Below are 19,296 nucleotides of genomic sequence, written 5' to 3' on the forward strand. Positions count from 1 at the left end.
ATATTACCAAAAATGCAGCACTAACTATTTCCACACAACTTTCACCTCCATTATCATTAGAATTGCCTTGAGTTTTTTTAAGATATGTTAAGACTCCTACTTACCTATTCCTCTATAAATTCAAATAGTTCCTCTACTGTTGTATTAAATACTTTGGCTATATCAAAAGCCAGTTTTAATGATGGATTATACCTTTACGCAAATGTTTTGTTATGTGCTGGCCTGTTAGTAGCATGTTTTCTATTCCCACTAAACCGTTTTTAATATAATGCTTTAAAGACAGATAAAGTAGATGATACGCACTTATTGCAAATTGACTATTTTTTACAAGCTTTCAATAAAAGATATGATAGCTTCTCTTTTGATAATCTCTTCGTTAACATTAATATATGATATAGTTCTCCCGTCACCCATTGTTTTTATATCGGGAAACACTATTTCACCTGTTGAAAATATTAAAACTGTTCCACCTTTTGCTTCCTTACCATGACTTGGATTTTGTAGAGAGATTAAGCTTATGCTATAAAGAATCTCCTTACCCTTAAACACTTCTATTTCTTCATCTACGGGTAACTGTCTCAACTCTATTCCCTGTAGTTTTTCCATTAATTGGTTTATTATTAAACTATCTTTCCATTGCTTTGAACCTTCTAGTTTATAATCTATTTGAACTAAGTCCATTTCACTAGATTCGCCATAGATTAACTGCTCTGAAATAACAATTTTTTCTTCAGTATTCGAAGAGCAGCCTGCTAAAATAACTACGATTACTAATACGCTAAAAATCTGTTTTATAAATCTCATTTTATCCACTCCCTTCCAAGTATAAGAAAGCATGTCTCCTTTTTCATCTTATGCATTTCTATCTATATTTCAATTTCAACAGAAATTTACATAATTATCAAAAATAAAGAAGCGCACTTCTCTGTTTATTACTTTATATGTATGTTTGAACATATCTTTTTTATCTTCACTATTAATTTCCTATAGAGAGCTACCATTTTGGGTTACACATATAAGTTCATGTGTATACGTCTTCAATTAAATCGGAGGGCATTGTCAATTAGTGTAATTCAACACAATTTAAAGTTTCCTTTTTTTATTATATATACTTTAATCTTATCACGATCCATGAGTTTTGTATAATATAACCTATAGCTACTTTTAATACATACCCTACAACTGAATATACATCATTATAAATTTCCTTTGTGAACTGAATGAATTAAATATTGTTAATTGTTAATGCTATGTATTGACAACATGACCGACCCGTCATATAATAAACTTAATATGACGGGTCGGTCATAAAAGAAAAGAGGTGTTTACCTGTGCCAAAGAAAACTTTTTTTAATCTTCCTGAAGAGAAGCGTGAAATGATTTTAGAAGTAGCTATAGATGAATTTGCTAGCAATATGTATATTAATGCCAGTATTACAAAGATTGCTGAAGGATCTGGAGTTGCTAAAGGTAGTATGTACCAATATTTTCATAATAAAAAAGATCTTTATAAGTACATTCTAGATCAAATTGGAATCAAAAAGCTTAGTTATTTAAATGAATGGATAGCCAAGCATGCTGAAATGGAGTTTATTGAAACCGTCCGGATGTTATATAGGAAAGGTCTTGAATTTGCCTTTGCTTATCCAAAGCTAGCAAAGATAGGTAATAACTTCATTAATGAACAGGACCCTGTTATAAGGGATGAAATTTTAAGAGACATTACTGCAAAGAGCAATCAATTTTTTATTGAACTTATTGAAAAAGCAAAAGCAAAAGGAGAAGTTCATTCTGGGGTAGACTCGGAAATGGGAGCATTTATGATTTATCATTTTAATAATGCTCTTGTAGACTCTCTTTTAAGTTCAATGGCCTATGAGGAAATTTTTATAAAACAAGAGACTTATTTTAAAAAAGTAGATGATTTATTGTTTATTCTTAAAAACGGATTTGTAACATCAAGACATAAGGGGTGATGACTATGCCAGTATGGGGATGGGTGACTTTATTTATGATCGTTGCAGCGATTATGATACCTATTAAACTAAAGGTTTTAAAGAAAATTATAAATAAAAACAATTCTCGATACGAAGATGAAGAATAGAATTAGGGAGGCTTTTCTATGATAAAAGTTCAAAATCTATATCATTCTTATACCGATGACCATAACTATGCAGTAAAAGACATTAATTTCGAAATTGCTAAAGGTGTTTTTGGCAAGTACCTTTTCTTGCACTTCGGAACTTAATTTTCCCAGCACCCCATTTCCATTATTGGGATTTCATGGTTGAGTGTGTTAGTCTGTGACTTGGACCTGTATAAACCAGCAAATGACTGTGGTGAACCAGCCTATCAATAATAGCACTGGTTAGTTTTTCATCATAAAAAATGCCATTCCACTTACTAAATTCCAGATTGGTTGTTATGATGACGCTTCTTCTTTCATAGCATTCCGATATGACTTGGAACAGAAGTTGTGAGCCCTCCTTCTCGAAGGGGATATAACCCCATTCATCGCATATCAATAAATCCGTTTTTTCAATTACCCTCAAAAAACGTTTCAGTTCACCCTTTGCCTTTGCTTCACTAAGTTGGTTCACCAGCGATGCGGTGCGGAAGAACTTCACTCTCTTGCCACTGCTGCAGGCTGCTACACCAATTGCAGTTGCAAGATGCGACTTACCTGTGCCCACAGGTCCATAAAGAATCAGATTCTCTTTCTTATCAATAAAACTTGCTGTTTTTAACTGCTCAATGTCAAGTGCTGGTGGTATTTGAACTTGACTGAAACTATACCCTTCAAAGGTCTTTATCACGTCAAAACCAGCAGCCCTCAGATTCCTGTTCTTTCGTGTCAGCTCTCGATTCTCCAACTCAAGTTTTAATAGTTGTGCTAGAAAGTCTGCATAATCAGCAGCTTGAATCTTTTTGTAGTTGTCATAGAGGTTTTTTCCGAATCGAAGCTCTTTACAGTATTGCTTGATCAATGCATCTGAGCTCATGACTTAAAACCTCCCGAAACTATCAATTCATCATAGACGTTAATATCTGGAGTAAATCTGTTAAGTTCCGGAACTGTATCCGGAAGAGGTACATCCATTACCGGTAAACTTCCGGAATTTATCCGGCAATAGGTAACCCATAGGCTATCTGCATCTCTAGCACCACATCTGATGCCTTCTTCAATAGCTGCTACTGCCGTAGCCATATCAGTATCTGCCGTCATACGAGCAAATATCTTTAGGGTTTGTTTTTTGCATTCATAATCACAGTCTTCTAGGAATTGCTTCAATGTCAGGGGAAGCTGTTGAAAAAGGCCGGTGTACTTTAATGCTGTAGGTCTCTTGGCCATGAGTTCAAGGTAAGGAAGCCAGATCATTGATTCTTTCTCCTGTCCATATAGTCTCTTGTGTTTGACAATCAGGCTGCAGTCACTATCCAAAACCTCAACATCATGGGCTCCTGCCTTGATCATCACTTGCCTACCAGCAACACTGGGAGAAGATGAATATATTCTCGTATCAAATCTAACTTTGCCGTAGTTATCTGCCTTTACGAATTCATGCAAATATACTTCAAAGGGGATTTCCTGAAGTTTTAGAAATTCTTTTTTATCTTCCTCAAACAGATCCCTAATTAAACCGATACCCTTGTAGTGCTGCCTTTGCATATCTTGGTCACAACGATTAAGAAGTTGTTTGTTGTACTCTCTTAAGTCCTTAAATTCCGGAAGTGGTACAAAGAGATTCCGACGATGGTAGCCTACCTTGTTTTCTACTGAACCCTTCTCATTCCCACTGTTAGGATTGCAAAAGTTACTTTTAAAGCCATAGTGCAGCATGAACCTTAGGAAACCTTTGGTTAGGTCTCGCTCACCATAATCTTTGATTTTCTTAACAGCTGTAGACATATTGTCAAACCATATGGCAGTAGGAACACCGCCTATATGTTCAAATATCGCTTTTAGCCCCTCTAGTAGGCATTCTTGGTTCTCACTTTTGAATAGTTGTGTATGGCCCCCATTGCTATAGGGGTAGGATATGTTTAGGTAGTGCCCGTCATAGGTAGTTCCATTTTCAATAAACCTTGCTTCTCCAAAGTCCACCTGAGCTTCTCCTGGAGGATGATCTAGTGGGAGTGAGGCATTTTTATCAAATTTCAATTCCGCCTTAAGCTTTGCTACAAAACTTCTTACTGACCTTTCCGATGCATCAAATTCATCGGGATAGATCTCAAGGAGTCTGTCGTATACCCTTTTAGCAGTATGGCGCTGCTTATGAGGTGCCCTTATGTCATCGGTTAACCACTTAATTACTAAGTCCCTATATGGCGAAAGTTTGCCAGATCTGATTTGTTTAGGCCGAATTTCTATGTTGAAGTTATCCTGCTCAACGTACTTTTTTACGGTTTCAAAGTCATGTCCTGTAATATTTGCTATTTTTCTTAAACTTTTCCCTTCAAATTTCTTCAAATATTTGATACGATATATTTGCTCCATTGTTAGCATCTCCTTATTCCCCTTTTCAGTTTGGTCACTAAAAAGGATAGTATTTTTTAGGGGTGCTTGCAATGGAGTTCTTCCATTTTTTGCAGGGATTTTTAACTTCCGCTGTGCTTGGTTTCTATTCTACCAAAAACAGCTAAAGGAGAGATTTTTGGATTTTTAGGACCAAGCGGAGCAGGAAAGAGTACCGTTCAAAATATTATGACGGGTCTTCTCCCACTACAAAAGGGAGATGTCCTATACGAAGGACAATCATTAAAAGAGGTTTCTCCAGACTTCTACAATCAGATTGGGGTATCCTTTGAACATCCTAATCTTTATAGCAAACTCACCGCCCAGGAAAATCTAGTGTTTTTTTCTGGTTTATTTGATACGCCTACCGAAGACCCTATTAAACTATTGGACATGGTGGGTTTAAGAGAGTCAGCTAGGAAAAAAGCCATTAACTTCTCTAAAGGGATGAAACAACGATTGGTCTTTGCAAGGGCATTATTAAATAATCCTAAGATTCTTTTTCTTGATGAACCTACTTCAGGCCTTGATCCTACAACAGCTAATAAAATAAAGGGAATTATCTATCAAAAGAAAAAAGAAGGGTGTACTATTTTTCTGACCACACACAATATGATGGCAGCTGATGAACTCTGTGATCGAATAGCTTTTCTATATAATGGTAAAATCGTAGCAATGGATTCTCCTAGAGCGTTAAAGTTACAATATGGAAAGAAAGCTGTTCAGGTGGAATACCGAGACAATAAAGAAATAAAATCAAAACTTTTTTTCCTTAATAATAAAGATGAACTAAAAGCATTTAATGAAATTGTTAGTAGTCAAAATGTAGAGACCATACACACACAAGAAGCTACACTAGAACAAATATTTATAAAACTCACGGGAAGGGGATTAGAATGATGGGCAATAAAATATCTACACTAGTAAGGCAAAATCTCATTCTTAGTCTGCGTAATTCTCTCGTATGGGTTATTTTAATTACGATGATAATCATTATACTCTTCGTAAATTTTTTAATTCCTGAAAATTATGGCACAACAGGAGAAAACTATTATCTTGACCTTACTGAAAGACAAACTATAGAAAGGAGCTTACAAGAAATAGGTATTCCCTCCTCTGCCTTCGCATCCAGCCTAGAAACGTTGGAAGATTTGGTTCAGGAAAAACGCAATGCGGTAGGAATCGTATTTCAAGGTGAAATAGAAAATCCTGTAATTGAAATATTGCATAGTTTCCCCATTAACACAGAGCAATTGCATATCATTCAGGCTAATGTTAATAAATTAGTAGGTACAATCAATGGAACCTGGGAGACTAATTACAATCTTGATTTTTTAAGGCCTCAGTCTTCTCCTGTTCCTAGAAATTTAACCGCAGTTCCTGTTTTATTGGTATTTGAAGTCCTTGTTCTGGGATTTTTACTAGTAGCAGTATTTCTATTTCAAGAAAAAAGTGATAACGTTATTAGAGCTTACCGCATTACTCCTGGAGGAACCCATTTATATATACTCTCTAAGGTAACTGCTTTTCTCATCCTGGGCTTTATCTATGCTTTTGCTATTGTAGTATTTACTTTTGGAATGAACTTTAGCTTATTAGATTTTGTATTACTCACCCTTTTAGGATTTGTGCTATATACATTACTTGGTTTAATTGTGGCAGTATTTTTTGAAGATATCTCCGGCTGGTTTGTAATAGGAATAGTTGTTCTTACCTTAAACATGGCTCCTGCACTTTCTCACCAATTTCCTAGCTTTACACCCGGCTTCATGGCATGGATTCCATCCTATCATATCATTTTTGGTTACCATGAGATCCTGTTCTCCACAGATAAAAATCTTAGCTCTTTGTATACCCTTCTTTTCATACAAAACCTTGTGGCTTATATCTTATGTTATTTCTTAGTGGAGAAAAAGCTAATGAAGGAGGTCAGATAGTGAAGAAAATTATTAGTATTATTAAAAAAGATTTTATTCTATCACTTAGGGATAATATTGTTGTCTACATTATGGTGGCACCACTTTTACTAGCTCTGGCCCTTCGCATGTTTTTGCCATCAGTAGAGGAAATCAAATTAAATTTTGTTATTGAAGAAAATGCAGCTGCCTTTTATCTAGAAACATTACAACAATACGGGGATGTAGAGGTGCTTCCCCATGCTGAGGCGGTCAAAGAAAGAGTAGGCCAAACCGATGCTATTCCAGGAATCATTGAATAATTTGATACGATAGAGCCACCATTCCGATTTTTGAGAGCCACTATGTTCATAAAATAGGGCCACCCTGGTACTCTGTGAGCCACTTGGTAAAATATCTCTGTATAATGAATTTATGCACTGTTTTACAGTGTAAATAAATTCAAGGGAGGTCATATTATGACCAAGTACCGTGAAATCCTTCGGCTTCATAGCCAAGGTATCAGTCAACGAGGCATTGCAGCAAGCTGCCAATGTTCTCGCAATACCGTATCTGCCGTCATCAAACGTGCAGATGAATGCGGTATATCATGGCCCTTTCAGAAAGATATGTCTGATGGCCAGCTCCAGGAATTGATGTTTCCTGAAAAAGCCTTGCCTACATCAAGAAAAATACCAGATTGTGAGTACATCCACAAAGAAATGGCTAAGAGTGGTGTCACCTTAAGTCTTTTATGGAATGAGTACTGTGAAGAATGTAGGCTGATTGGCGAAATTCCACTGATGTATAGTCAATTCTGTAGGTATTATCATAGGTATGCCAATACCAAGAAAGCTACTATGTATATCCATCGTAAGCCTGGGGAACAAATGGAGGTAGATTGGGCTGGACAAACAGCTGAGATCGTTGACCGTAATACAGGAGATGTGCTGGTCGCATATGTCTTCGTAGCAGTCTTATCCTGCAGCCAATATGCTTATGTAGAGGCATTTCTATCCCAGAATCAAGAAAATTGGATAGCAGCCCATGTAAATGCCTATAAATTTTTTGGTGGAATAACAAGAATCCTTGTCCCTGACAATCTAAAAACAGGGGTAGACAGAATATCTTGGTACACACCAACCATTAACAAAACCTATCATGAAATGGCAGAGCATTACGGTACTGCTGTTATCCCTGCCCGTGTTCGTAAACCTAAAGACAAACCCAATGTTGAAGGGGCAGTAGGTATCATATCTACATGGATCATTGCTGCCATAAGAAAACAGCAGTTTTTTTCCTTAAGGGAGCTAAATACAGCAATCCATGAGAAGCTTTCAGAATTTAATAGGAAACCCTTTCAGAAAAAACCAGGTAGCAGACTTAGCGTGTTTCTTGAAGAAGAGAAACACGCCCTCATGCCACTGCCTGCCACCCCATACGAGCTAGCCCTTTGGAAAACAGCCACCGTACAATTCAATTATCACATATCAGTAGAAAAAATGCACTACTCCGTTCCCTATGAATATATCAAGCATAAAGTAGATGTCCGTATGACTAGAACTGTAATAGAAGTCTTTTTTAATAACCATCGCATTGCCTCCCATATAAGGAAGCATGGTAGAGTAGGACAATATAGTACCATAGTAGAACACATGCCTGAAGACCATAAAAGCTATACTACTTGGAACGCCGAAAGGTTCATTTCTTGGGCTACTGGTATCGGTCCTAATACAGCTATAGCCATTAAATCCATATTATCAGCCCATAAAATACAACAACAGGGCTATAAATCCTGCATGGGGCTTTTAAAGCTAGTAGATAAATATTCAGTCCTTCGCTTGGAAGAAGCCTGCAAGAAAGCCCTTTCCTATACACCCCAGCCTAGCTATAAAAGCATTCAAACCATACTGAAAACTGGTCAAGATAAACTTTTCAAAGAAGCAGATCCTGCACCAACTACTAAAGAAAACACTGCGAACTTTGGATTTACCAGAGGTGCAGGTTACTATGGAGGTAATGAATAATGGTGAATGAAACAACAATATCTAAACTACATGAAATGCGTTTAACGGCTATGGCTGACTCCTTCAGGGAACAACTACAAAGTAGTTCTTTCCAAGAACTAAACTTTGAAGAACGTTTTGGTCTTATGGTGGACATAGAGTGGTCAAGAAGAAAAAGCAATAAATTAATAAAACTTATCAAAAAGGCAGATTTTAGGTACAGCAACGCTTGTGTTGAAGATATCGAGTATCACAGTGACAGAAAGCTTGATAAGGGCCAAATCGCTCGTTTGGCTACCTGTAATTACATACAAGAAAAACATAACATCATTATCCTGGGTGCATCGGGTAATGGAAAATCCTACATTGGTTGTGCTTTAGGGGTAGCTGCCTGTCGTAACTACTACACTGTTAAATATGTTCGTCTCCCAGATTTACTTGATGAATTAACTATTGCTAGGGGAGAAGGGATATTTAAAAAGGTCATGAAACAGTATAAAAGCGTAAGTCTTCTAATCCTTGATGAATGGCTATTAGTACCTCTAAAAGGAGTAGAAGCCCGTGATCTATTAGAAATCATTGAAGCAAGGCATCAAAACGGCTCAACTATCTTTTGTTCACAATTTGCTCCTGGTGGTTGGCATGAAAAGATAGGAGAAGATACTCTTGCAGATGCTATCCTAGATAGGATCGTCCATGATTCCTATACCATCCACATTGATGGAAAGGTCTCTATGAGAGAACGCAATGGATTACAGCAGGACAAATAGTAAATAAACCTAGGGGAGCCATCATTATCAAAAGATGGTGGCTCTCTCATGAACATAGTGGCTCTATTTGATGCACAGGGTGGCTCTAAAAAAGTACACTGATGGCTCTAATTCATCATAATATTCAATCATTTTAAAGCATAATAATCCTATAGTAATTTTCGAGGGAAATGAACCTCCATCTATATTGTATAGTTATGAACCTATACTAGAAACTATTTTAAATGAAAATCCTAAATTTCAAATGACAAGCAGACAAATTGGAGATAAACAACCTATACTATACGGGATTATGTCGATGGTTATTGTGATGTTAGCTATTTTCTTTGGTGGAACTGTATCTGGATTTAACATTGTAGCGGAGAAAGATACAAAGACCATTCGCTCTATGTCAGTATCACCATTGAAAATGAGTGGATTTGTTGCAGCAAGAGGGGTTGTTGCTATTTTAATAAGCATAATAATTGGATTACTAAGCTCCTTAATTTTGGCAGGAGTAACAGTAAACTACTATAAAATCCTTCTAATGCTTTTGGCATCTAGCTCTATGACAGTAATCATTGCACTGCTAATTGGTCGGATTGCTAACAATCAAATTAGTTCCATTGCAACTATTAAAGTTATTATGCCTGTTTTCATTGCACTTCCTTTAGTCTCTTTATTTATTCCAAAATCATGGCAATTGCTTCTTTATCCCCTGCCTAATTATTGGGCTTTTATGTCTCTATATCATATTTTTCTAGGAGAAGGATCTTCAACATGGTTTTTTGCATCCATTTCCGCCTTATTCTTAACAGGAACCATATATTTACTTGTATTATCTAAAACATTTAAAAATCATTTTAGCTTGCGATAGAAAGATATTTAAAACAGGGTATGATTTCTTAAATCAATAAGAAATCATACCTCTATTTTATTTATGCTGAATCTATCATACTCTGTGTATAAAACTTTCAGGGCTTTATATATATAATTCTAATCTTTATTTCGATCGGTCCTTGTTGTTAATCGCTGCCTGGGCGGTGGCTATCATAATAGACTAATCACCACTTTTCACTATTATGGAACACTTTTATTATCGTAAACACATATCCCAAAGAATCAAAATTCAAATACCAATTCCATATGATGCAGAAAAAGTTTCTACATTTATCAGTGCTATCAATCTCTAATCATAATCTTTTTCATCAAATATTAGGGCCTGATTTTTATGAACTAAGTTTCCTTTGATATTTAAAAAATGATACTTATCTTCTTTCCAAGACTGTGGTTCTAATGCCCAGAATTTACAGTAAATTAAAATATTTTTTCCTACTTGATTCCTAATCATGTTATCCATTTTTTTATTTTGCACTTTTATTTCTATTACCGGTATTTTATAAGCCCCTTTTTCATTCATAGGTTTCGGAGGTTCAAGTTTTATAGAATAAAAGTCATATTCAGGTTTTGGTTCCGTTATACTTCTTATTTTTCCAGCTATGCAGATTGGATGTTGAGGGCTTTTATTTTTTACATATGAGTAGCAATCCCCGTATTCGTCAATTTCATAATGAAAATTATTCCAAGTAATTTTTTGTTTTTTCTTTAGAGTGCTATTATAAAATTCTAGAGTTACTTTGGAACTAATATCCTCATTTTCTTCTAAAGCATTCCTTAATTCCATTATCTTTTCATAGTTGCTAAATAAGAATCTAGCTTGTCTTCGTTTTTCACATATTCTTTTTCTTTTGTTTTTGAATTAGGATTATCTTCTTTTAGGCCGTCTTTTTTAATTCCTACTTTTTCAATTTGTCGTAAACTGTCCAAGATCAAATGAAGTCTACAATTAAATTTACCTGATTTTAAATTCTCTAATATTTTATCGCTAGAGTCTTTTGCCATTATTGTCAAATAACCTGCTGTATTATACTTACATTCTAATGAATGATCATTATCCTTACTTTTTAATCTAAAATAAGGATCAATATAGTAAGTCTTCTCATTAATTTCTTTCATGTATCCTTTTACATATGTTAACTCCACATTACATATATGACATGTTAGATTACCTCTCATATCTTCAGAGGCCTCTTCTATTTTAATTTCTTTTTTGTTAAACAACGCTTTTCTTAACTTTCTTCCCATACTTTTTCCCCCAACTATATATAGTAGGTATATAAAATCTAATATTGTATATACTATTTAGCCTCAATACTAAATACAGTAGTGTTATAAAATCTAATTTATAATTTTGTTTATTCCATTAATCTATCTTTTTTATTTCTAATTTTACATTAATTCCTTCTGTTCCTACATTAGTTATTGTGACTTAATAGCCACCGATGTCATCGCTATCATAAAAAATGCCCCATAATATTACTTCATAAGAAGTACTAAATTTATTCCAGTTCAGTTTTTCGCTATTAATAGTAATCATATAAGCGCCTTAATATTTTCTTAAATGTTAGCATCTGCATCTTAACCTCGTCCCCTTAATTACGGCACACCCTATATCTATTAAGTATCTTGTAATGCTCCACAATCAACAGTTCTGACTCCTCTGCAGGTTGGCCATTCCCAATTATTATGTGTTCCTTTGCCTCTACATAATGGGCATATTTCTTACTTATAATCTGATAAATCTATATCTTCTAATGCTCCACGATCTACAGTTCCTACTCCTCTGCAGATTGGACATTCCCAATTATTATGTATTCCTTTACCCTTACATAATGGGCATTCTTCTTGCTTATAATCTGATAAGTCTATATCTTCTAATGCTCCACGATCTACAGTTCCTACTCCTCTGCAGATTGGACATTCCCAATTATTATGTGTTCCTTTACCCTTACATAATGGGCATTCTTCTTGCTTATAATCTGATAAGTCTATATCTTCTAGTGCTCCATGATCTACAGTTCCTACCCCTATACAGATTGGACATTCCCAATTATTATGTGTTCCTTTGCCCTTACATAATAGGCATTCTTCTTGCCTATAATCTGATAAGTCTATATCTTCTAGTGCTCCATGATCTACAGTTCCTACCCCTATACAGATTGGACATTCCCAATTATTATGTGTTCCTTTGCCCTTACATAATGGGCATTCTTCTTGCTTATAATCTGATAAGTCTATATCTTCTAGTGCTCCACGATCTACAGTTCCTACTCCTCTGCAGATTGGACATTCCCAACTATTATGCGTTCCACTTCCTTTACATAATGGACATAGCGTTTCATTTGATTCAATGAGATACTCTTCTGTTTCTTGAATAATTTCCTCTTCTAAATTTTCATGCTCTTTCAATACCTTTTTAATTCTATCTTTTAGATTATTATATTTTTTTACATCTCTATATTTGGGTAGGTTATTATTCATTTCACTTGAATCAATGTTGACAGCTTCTCTAATTTCTTTAAGTATATTGTCATTTAACTCATTATATATATGAGCTGATGAACATTTCTTGTTCTCCTTGATTCTTTTTAATTCTATAGTCAACGCAATTATACTATTTATTAAATCTGATTCTGCTTTCCAAATAATTACTCTATTTTTTAATATTGCATCTTTTATTTCTCTTATTTCTTTTAAAGTGTAAAAGTGCTTATTATCATACTTGGTATGACAATTTGGACATAAATATATTAAGTTATGTGGATGATTATTTTTACTATTATGAACTGGGTCAATATGTGCAAATTCTCCCAAATCAGAACCACAAATTGCACATACGCCTCTACTCTCACCTTTAATTTCTCTTTGTATCCCAGCAGGAATTGCTGGCCTTACTCCTTCTTTACTTGGCCAAGCTTGTGACAAAAAATCATTAAATTCATCTAACTCACCTCTAGTATAAAATAATATACCATCTTCAGTCTTAGATATTCTTAACTTTCTATTATCATTATACTTAGGCGCATAGTTTGCAAACCATTCGAGCAATTTAGGAGACATTTTCATATAAATCGCTGCTTCTAATGCATTCATATCCATTATAACTATCCTACCTTTACAAATAAAATAAGCTTTCTTTTTCCATATTAACCCATATTGTTTTCTTCTGATATGATAAAAGATTAATTTTTCATGACGACATTAGTATACTAAAATGATCATAGGGTACGGGTACTGCTTTAAATCTATGTAATAAATTCTATATTTTTGTCTAAAATCCTGCATTTACCATAAATTTATGGTTTTAAATAATAAAATAAGGTACTGTCCCAAAATTATCGAGGACAATACCCTTTCTTTATTTTTACACTCAAACTATGAAATCTATGGCGTATAAGGTATCTAGTGTTCGACTTGCTTTATTCTGTCTTTGCTTAGTTGACTCTAGTTTATTTATCAATGCATGTGCCTCTGTTATCAAATAAATCACTCTATTTATTAATTCTATCGAATCTGAGAATAATACTTAATTAAATCTACATTATCACACAGCTGCGCCTAAACGTATAACAGAGTTAGCTATTCTTTTTTCTTTACCATCCGGTGTCGTATAAAACCTTTGATCTATTCCATAAAGCAGAAGTGTTAAATCATTTTCAGTTTCTATTTTAAAAGTATTATCATCTGCAACCAGCTGAGGACAATACTCCTTAACAGTATCGAACACCGTATTTTTCTGTTCATCATCAAAGTTATTCAAGGTTGCCATTGCTAATGCAATTCTCTTACGATTAGCTTGTTTTACATCATTAGCAGAAAAGTTATTTTCTAACCTAATAAAATCCTTAGCTAAAAAAGTCTCCGTTTCTGCTGTAGTTGCCTCTCTAAAAAGTTGGTCTATACCTTTAAATATCCCAGTTATGGCAGACAGCTTCTTAAAATATAAAGTATCATCTTCTTTTACATATATTGCATCTGCTGTGTCATTAACTACAATATTTTTGCTGTTTGCATTGTATCTAAATTGATCCCCAATAGTAATTACCTTTTTTTCAAGTAATTGTGTCTTTGTAATCCGTTGAAAGTAAAACACATTGGCATTCTCACAAGTACAAATATAGTCAATATTTGATATTTGATTTACTTCTAGCTGTTCATAAGCAACTGAATCTGTATAGTCAGCTAAAAACTGTAAAAAGAATGGTTTCTGAGAAAACTCACTAATTGAAAACCACTCTCCTTCATCAAGAATAGTTCCAGGATCATATACTATATTATTAGCCAAGTCATTTGGTAAAGTATATAAAGTTACATTTGACAATACTTTTTTAAGCTTGGAACTCTCACTGCCTTTTCTTAATCGTAATTTAGCTATTACATGATTCATCATTATCCTCCTTAGCTCTTTCAACATCTATAAAAGTAAAATTATTTATTCTTCTTAGCATAGGAAAAACCAGTTCCTTTGTTGTTTTTATTTCCTTTCTGCTAATTAAAAAAATTTTCATATTATCGGCTGTGGTTATATTATAAAACTGATACCTAAAAACCAAAAAAATTGGGTTAAAATACATTGCTTGAGAACAAAATGTAAAAATAAATAGTATACCGTATATAAACCAAAGTGTTTCAGTTGTCGGGACGCTCAATGAAACAAAAAAGTATCCTAAATAACTAGGCAAAAATGAATTATTTGCTTGTTCAATATTTAGTGGTGGTTTTTCTATACTGTCATAACTTAAAAATTTTTTCAAAATTATACTAATCCCTGTAGTTGCTACAGGAACCAAAATAAACCCTATGTATGAAACCCATCTAGGGAACCTATCTAAACAATTAAAATAGTACCTTTCTTTTATAGAGAATACGACTAATATTAGTGAAGTAGCATTGAAAGTCAAAAGAAGTTTATAAACACATTGAATAGTCCTTGTAATAATAATTACCACCTCCTACATACAACGTTCTTATATTAATAACATCAACTATCTGCGGTAAGATTATATATCAACCATTCTAATTCATTACGTGCGTTTAAAATAATTTCATCATAGCTCATTAGCCTTAAATTATTTTGTGTATTCAGTGGTGAAATAGTAGGAGTGATGTTTTTTCCAACAACTATTATTTCAATAAATTTATTTGGAAATTTAGTTAATAGATCATCTCTATATGCAACGGCTTGCGCTTCATGAGTTCTATCAAGTACAATTGAAGGACGCTTAAACTCGATTAATAGAAATTTATTACTATGATCACAATTTAAAAGTAGATCTGGCCTTTTGTTTGCTCGATCTCCAGAAAATTTTTCACCTAAATATTTTTCTATAATATGATTAGTCGTCTGATTTGAAGACATCATCGAATAGGAGGCTCCAAATACCCACATATTTTTTTCTAATGCTTTATGGATATCCTTTTCCAATGCATCTTGATTATCTGTAAGCATCTGCAACTTTTCTAAGAAGCTTAATCGGGCCGATGCCTGACTAACGATCATTGTAATGTCAAGTAATCCAAACTCTTTGAGTATATCCGCAAACATTTCAATATTTGTATCACTTGATTCTGCTAATTTTTCAACAATTTCATAGTAATCATTATTTTCCAATGCAGATATTGTAACATCAATTATGTTCTTAATTTGTTGTTTGCTATGCCTGCCATCTGATAAACCAGTTAAAACTCTATCAATCAACTTTAATGCCTTCTGCCGCTTATATTCGGGTAATTTTTCTAACTGTTTTTTTATCTCTCTTTCTAATTGTTTCTTGGTAGTTTTTATATAAAACTCAAAACTGTCATTAAGAGCAAACAAGAGTTTTTCTTTGACAAATTCATTCACTCTCTGATAGTCCAACGAACTTTCTAGGATGCCCCAACTGTTAGAGGTATACGCCGCTAGAAAATCTGCATTTACTTCACCATATACCTTTTTCAATAGCTTATCATGAATATAGTTTAAGTCCTCAATTCCCCAATAATGTGGTTTACCTATGATTTTTCCTGCAACTCTTAAAACTATTCCAGATCGCTTATTTTTGACTTCCTTATTAGCAATATTAAAGTTTAAGTTGATGAGTCCTTGCTTATCTGTAAATTTATAGTTTTTTCCGCCAATATCCTCAACTGTTAATGGTATCCCGTTTATAAAAATGTTAAAATCACTTTCTCGTCCGTATTCCAAAACCAACAATTGACGCAATTTTTCATCACTTGGAGTTAACGATAACATATCCAAATCATTAAGTAATATCTTTGTGCCATTTGGTAATAAAGTATCTTTAGTTATCATCATAACTATTTCTTTAGTTGTCATGTTTTCATGTTGATTCAAAAATTCATTTTTAATAATTTCAAATTGTATTTGTACACTATTTTGAACAGTAATGATACTCATTTTATCAGCAACTAAAAGTCCTGCAAATTTTCCAATTCCTTTTCTACCCTTTACTAAACGTTTTTTTACATCTGTGCGCTCACCTTTAATAGATACTCTGTCACGAGCGATCCTCATGTATTCATTAATAACAGCGGATTCACTCATACCATTTCCATCATCTTCAACCGAAATTATCTGTTTCCTTTTATTAATAGATTGAGGTAATGTTATAAATACGTTTGTTGCATCTGCATCCCATGCATTATCCACCAATTCTTTTAAAGCATGCTCGACTGATATATAGTTTTCACCTAGCAATTGTGTTAGTCTACCTTCTACAACAAAATTAGTTATTTTATTCATTATTACACCCCACAATCTCCTATATCTGAGGAATTTTTAAATTTTATCAACTATTTTTCTTATAATTTCCACATTTCACGGGCAATTCCTTCTGTTTCTACATTATTTTCATCGCGCAATTCGACAAATCTATGCCGTCTTATATTTGGAACCCATAGAGATATACAGTATTGTTTAGACGTAGCAGGTACCTACTAAATTCAAATCAATATCTTATTCAACAAGGTTCTTAAATACTTCTCACAATTTATCAACTTTTACCATAAAAATAGGGTGTTGTTTCTTAAGATTCCTAAGAAATAACACCCTTACTTTATTTTATGCTAAATTCATCAAACCCTTGATATGTAAAGTCTTTGGGATTTCAACTAACTGTTTCTAATCTTTATTTTGATTAGCCTTGTTATTAATGGCCGCCTGAATTACAACACACCCTGTTATTTTATACCAACGCTATAGAGAGCAATTATTTTTGGCTATACATCTAGATTCATGTGTATACGTCTCCAATTAAATCGGAGGACGTTGTCAATTAGTTTGAATGACGTGTTGATGCCTGGGCAGCTGCTAACAAAATAAACCAATCTTCACTTTTTACTATAGATGTGCGCCCCTAAATTTTAATATACTAAGGGCTACATTTGCAGCCCGCGGTTTTGAGGCGAAACCGTAGACCGTGTATATTAAAATTTAACTTTAGAAGCGCACATCTATATTATGAGACACTCCTATACAATAACATTATATCTTTACAAACTACTTACACAATACGGGGGTATTGCTTGAAGCTTTATATAGTGTCATTCTTCAATTTTTCTAATTCTCCCAATATCTCGTGATATTCCTTATCCAGTGCTGTTACATCATCTTTTTTTGATGGCATTGATAATCTTCCTATGACTTCTGATAGTCGATTTTGCAATATAAACACCCTTTTTTCAAGTTCTGCCTCATCATGATCCACGGGTTTACTTTTACTGGACAAATATTCACTATAGTTTCCTGGAAATATTTTTATTTTGTGGTTTTCTATTGTCATGATATGATTTGCAACAGTTTCTACAAAACTTCTGTCGTGGGAGACAAATAATAAGGTTCTATCATAATTTTGCAGAGCTTCCTCTATTACTTCCAGGGCATTGATATCTATAAAGTTAGTAGGTTCATCTAGTATTAATAAATTTATATCTTGTAACAATATCTTAGCAAAGGAGACTTTTACCCTTTCTCCTCCACTTAATACAGCGATTTTTTTATAAACAGCTTCTCTTTTGAATAACAACCTAGCCAACAATAGTCTTGCAAAGCTTTCAGGGTATACGCTGCTTTCCATTACATTTTCTATGATACTTACCTTTTCATCTAAAATGCCCATATCCTGACTAAAGTACCCTATCTTTGCACCTTGGGTAATCTTTATTCCTTCATCATTTTCCATGATCATTTTAATCAAAGTACTTTTACCACAGCCATTGGGGCCAATTAAACCTATCTTGGCACCGTTATAAATATTGAATCCTGCATCGTTAAATATTATTTTATTTCCAAATGTTTTGTTGATATTTTTTCCCTCTATGATTATTTTACTATGAAGTCTATCAGCATCTATAATGTCTAATTGAATTATTTCTTCTTTCTTAGGTTTATCTTTAGCTTCCAGATGTTCTATTCTTTTTTTAACACTTTTAGCTACCCTTTCGAGATTAGCCTTTGCCTTTTGGTTTCCCATTTTATGCAGCCTAGCTTCAGAGTTCCCCATCCTTTTTGGAGTCTTCCTCACGTTTTTTGCCTTTTGTTTTGTATCATTAATTACTTCTTCCAGGTGTTTCTTTTCTTTTATATAGGCCTCGTATTCAAATTCAGCTCTCTCTCTTTCTTTAATTTTTTGATCCTTATAGTGACTATAGTTACCCTGATAGATTTTTATCTTACCATTTTCTATCTTTAATATCTTATTGCATAGCTTATCTAAAAAACGTCTATCATGGGATATCACAATCAGCCCGCCTTTGTATTCTTGAAATCTCTCTTCCATTAACTGAATTCCCTCTATGTCTACATTGCAGGTAGGCTCGTCAGCTAATATTACTGTAGGATTCCCCCCTAAAGCCTCCGCCAACTTAAATCTAGTTTTTTCTCCTCCACTCATACTTTCTCTCCAAACAGCTTCAATACCTAATTTTGAAGCTGCTTCATCACTTATGCTCTTAGCCTCTGGTTCCTCCAGCTGTGTTATATAGCTATAATTCCCATATAACTTAACCGATCCTTCATCAGACTCCAGCCTTCGACTCAATATATTCATCAAGGTGGTTTTACCTACACCATTGGCACCAACAATGCCTATTCTATCTTCAGAATAGATTTTTAAATTATCTATATCTAATAACAACCTATCCCCAAAATATTTCTTTATTTTATTGCACTCAATTAATAACATAAAAAATCCTCCCTGTCATCGGAGAGGATAGTATCTTAACAATAT

General features: G+C 34.0%; 19 protein-coding genes and 1 pseudogene. 9 read left to right on the top strand and 11 right to left on the bottom strand.

The window, feature by feature from the left end; all coding sequences use genetic code 11:
• Positions 1-104: 104 nt before the first annotated feature.
• A pseudogene (locus CACET_RS21320) lies at positions 105-194 on the bottom strand (helix-turn-helix transcriptional regulator); the annotation flags it as partial.
• Positions 195-324: 130 nt separating this feature from the next.
• A complete protein-coding gene (locus CACET_RS11290; protein WP_044824962.1) occupies positions 325-804 on the bottom strand; it encodes a hypothetical protein in 480 nt (159 codons plus the stop codon).
• A 527-nt stretch (positions 805-1,331) separates the two neighbouring features.
• On the opposite strand from CACET_RS11290, the gene CACET_RS11295 reads away from it, so the two are divergent.
• From CACET_RS11295 to CACET_RS21140, 3 genes are read left to right on the top strand one after another with little or no spacing between them, the layout of a single operon-like run.
• Complete coding sequence (locus tag CACET_RS11295; protein WP_044824961.1) at positions 1,332-1,976, top strand: TetR/AcrR family transcriptional regulator; 645 nt, start codon at positions 1,332-1,334, stop codon at positions 1,974-1,976.
• A gap of 5 nt (positions 1,977-1,981) precedes the next feature.
• Complete coding sequence (locus tag CACET_RS21135) at positions 1,982-2,104, top strand: hypothetical protein (RefSeq protein WP_278287077.1); 123 nt, start codon at positions 1,982-1,984, stop codon at positions 2,102-2,104.
• Positions 2,105-2,122: 18 nt separating this feature from the next.
• A complete protein-coding gene (locus CACET_RS21140; RefSeq protein WP_278287078.1) occupies positions 2,123-2,248 on the top strand; it encodes a hypothetical protein in 126 nt (41 codons plus the stop codon).
• Positions 2,249-2,270: 22 nt separating this feature from the next.
• Here the strand turns inward: CACET_RS21140 and istB (CACET_RS11300) are convergent, their stop codons facing one another.
• The gene (gene istB / locus CACET_RS11300) at positions 2,271-3,002 is read right to left on the bottom strand and encodes an IS21-like element helper ATPase IstB (protein ID WP_044824960.1); all 732 of its coding nucleotides are present in this window, start codon (positions 3,000-3,002) and stop codon (positions 2,271-2,273) included.
• Positions 2,999-4,498, bottom strand: coding sequence for an IS21 family transposase (istA, locus tag CACET_RS11305; protein WP_082139075.1), 1,500 nt, complete (start codon positions 4,496-4,498; stop codon positions 2,999-3,001). Before istA (CACET_RS11305) ends, istB (CACET_RS11300) begins: the two co-directional genes overlap by 4 nt.
• Positions 4,499-4,615: 117 nt before the next feature.
• On the opposite strand from istA (CACET_RS11305), the gene CACET_RS11310 reads away from it, so the two are divergent.
• The 6 genes from CACET_RS11310 to CACET_RS11335 all read left to right on the top strand — a co-directional run bounded on the left by CACET_RS11310 (position 4,616) and on the right by CACET_RS11335 (position 10,043).
• Positions 4,616-5,416, top strand: coding sequence for an ABC transporter ATP-binding protein (locus CACET_RS11310; protein WP_052661514.1), 801 nt, complete (start codon positions 4,616-4,618; stop codon positions 5,414-5,416).
• Positions 5,416-6,453, top strand: a complete 1,038-nt coding sequence (locus CACET_RS11315; RefSeq protein ID WP_044825734.1) for an ABC transporter permease — start codon at positions 5,416-5,418, stop codon at positions 6,451-6,453. The genes CACET_RS11310 and CACET_RS11315 overlap by 1 nt, the downstream gene beginning before the upstream one ends.
• Positions 6,453-6,734: a hypothetical protein gene (locus CACET_RS11320; protein WP_044825733.1), complete on the top strand. Its 282-nt coding sequence runs from the start codon at positions 6,453-6,455 to the stop codon at positions 6,732-6,734. Before CACET_RS11315 ends, CACET_RS11320 begins: the two co-directional genes overlap by 1 nt.
• A 156-nt stretch (positions 6,735-6,890) precedes the next feature.
• A complete protein-coding gene (gene istA, locus CACET_RS11325; RefSeq protein WP_044826573.1) occupies positions 6,891-8,438 on the top strand; it encodes an IS21 family transposase in 1,548 nt (515 codons plus the stop codon).
• Positions 8,438-9,187 (top strand): IS21-like element helper ATPase IstB, encoded by a 750-nt coding sequence (istB, locus tag CACET_RS11330; protein WP_048407538.1) that lies wholly within the window; start codon positions 8,438-8,440, stop codon positions 9,185-9,187. Before istA (CACET_RS11325) ends, istB (CACET_RS11330) begins: the two co-directional genes overlap by 1 nt.
• A gap of 187 nt (positions 9,188-9,374) precedes the next feature.
• Positions 9,375-10,043, top strand: a complete 669-nt coding sequence (locus CACET_RS11335) for an ABC transporter permease (protein ID WP_044826293.1) — start codon at positions 9,375-9,377, stop codon at positions 10,041-10,043.
• 312 nt (positions 10,044-10,355) lie between these two features.
• Here the strand turns inward: CACET_RS11335 and CACET_RS11340 are convergent, their stop codons facing one another.
• From CACET_RS11340 to abc-f, 7 genes are all read right to left on the bottom strand, one after another.
• A complete protein-coding gene (locus tag CACET_RS11340) occupies positions 10,356-10,850 on the bottom strand; it encodes a hypothetical protein (RefSeq protein ID WP_044826292.1) in 495 nt (164 codons plus the stop codon).
• Positions 10,850-11,311 carry a hypothetical protein gene (locus tag CACET_RS11345; protein WP_044826291.1) on the bottom strand — a complete coding sequence of 154 codons (462 nt, stop codon included), beginning with the start codon at positions 11,309-11,311 and terminating at the stop codon, positions 10,850-10,852. Before CACET_RS11345 ends, CACET_RS11340 begins: the two co-directional genes overlap by 1 nt.
• Before the next feature lie 477 nt (positions 11,312-11,788).
• On the bottom strand, positions 11,789-13,165 hold the full coding sequence (locus tag CACET_RS11350) for an HNH endonuclease signature motif containing protein (RefSeq protein ID WP_044826290.1): 1,377 nt from the start codon (positions 13,163-13,165) through the stop codon (positions 11,789-11,791).
• Between the two features lie 445 nt (positions 13,166-13,610).
• Positions 13,611-14,453, bottom strand: coding sequence for a hypothetical protein (locus tag CACET_RS11355; protein ID WP_044826289.1), 843 nt, complete (start codon positions 14,451-14,453; stop codon positions 13,611-13,613).
• Complete coding sequence (locus tag CACET_RS11360) at positions 14,434-14,856, bottom strand: hypothetical protein (protein WP_242849906.1); 423 nt, start codon at positions 14,854-14,856, stop codon at positions 14,434-14,436. Before CACET_RS11360 ends, CACET_RS11355 begins: the two co-directional genes overlap by 20 nt.
• Positions 14,857-15,047: 191 nt before the next feature.
• Positions 15,048-16,811 (bottom strand): ATP-binding protein, encoded by a 1,764-nt coding sequence (locus CACET_RS11365; protein ID WP_044826288.1) that lies wholly within the window; start codon positions 16,809-16,811, stop codon positions 15,048-15,050.
• A gap of 790 nt (positions 16,812-17,601) precedes the next feature.
• Positions 17,602-19,251 carry a ribosomal protection-like ABC-F family protein gene (gene abc-f / locus CACET_RS11370; protein WP_044826287.1) on the bottom strand — a complete coding sequence of 550 codons (1,650 nt, stop codon included), beginning with the start codon at positions 19,249-19,251 and terminating at the stop codon, positions 17,602-17,604.
• Positions 19,252-19,296 lie beyond the last annotated feature (45 nt).

This window comes from Clostridium aceticum, assembly GCF_001042715.1.
GTDB lineage: Bacteria > Bacillota > Clostridia > Peptostreptococcales > Natronincolaceae > Andreesenella > Andreesenella acetica.

Bases quoted from the DNA above. Each gene is read 5' to 3' on its own strand.
- CACET_RS11290 (WP_044824962.1), bottom strand. From the start codon at position 804: ATGAGATTTATAAAACAGATTTTTAGCGTATTAGTAATCGTAGTTATT.
- CACET_RS21135 (WP_278287077.1), top strand. From the start codon at position 1,982: ATGCCAGTATGGGGATGGGTGACTTTATTTATGATCGTTGCAGCGATT.
- CACET_RS21140 (WP_278287078.1), top strand. From the start codon at position 2,123: ATGATAAAAGTTCAAAATCTATATCATTCTTATACCGATGACCATAAC.
- istB (WP_044824960.1), bottom strand. From the start codon at position 3,002: ATGAGCTCAGATGCATTGATCAAGCAATACTGTAAAGAGCTTCGATTC.
- istA (WP_082139075.1), bottom strand. From the start codon at position 4,498: ATGGAGCAAATATATCGTATCAAATATTTGAAGAAATTTGAAGGGAAA.
- CACET_RS11315 (WP_044825734.1), top strand. From the start codon at position 5,416: ATGGGCAATAAAATATCTACACTAGTAAGGCAAAATCTCATTCTTAGT.
- istA (WP_044826573.1), top strand. From the start codon at position 6,891: ATGACCAAGTACCGTGAAATCCTTCGGCTTCATAGCCAAGGTATCAGT.
- istB (WP_048407538.1), top strand. From the start codon at position 8,438: ATGGTGAATGAAACAACAATATCTAAACTACATGAAATGCGTTTAACG.
- CACET_RS11340 (WP_044826292.1), bottom strand. From the start codon at position 10,850: ATGGAATTAAGGAATGCTTTAGAAGAAAATGAGGATATTAGTTCCAAA.
- CACET_RS11345 (WP_044826291.1), bottom strand. From the start codon at position 11,311: ATGGGAAGAAAGTTAAGAAAAGCGTTGTTTAACAAAAAAGAAATTAAA.
- CACET_RS11350 (WP_044826290.1), bottom strand. From the start codon at position 13,165: ATGGATATGAATGCATTAGAAGCAGCGATTTATATGAAAATGTCTCCT.
- CACET_RS11355 (WP_044826289.1), bottom strand. From the start codon at position 14,453: ATGAATCATGTAATAGCTAAATTACGATTAAGAAAAGGCAGTGAGAGT.
- CACET_RS11365 (WP_044826288.1), bottom strand. From the start codon at position 16,811: ATGAATAAAATAACTAATTTTGTTGTAGAAGGTAGACTAACACAATTG.
- abc-f (WP_044826287.1), bottom strand. From the start codon at position 19,251: ATGTTATTAATTGAGTGCAATAAAATAAAGAAATATTTTGGGGATAGG.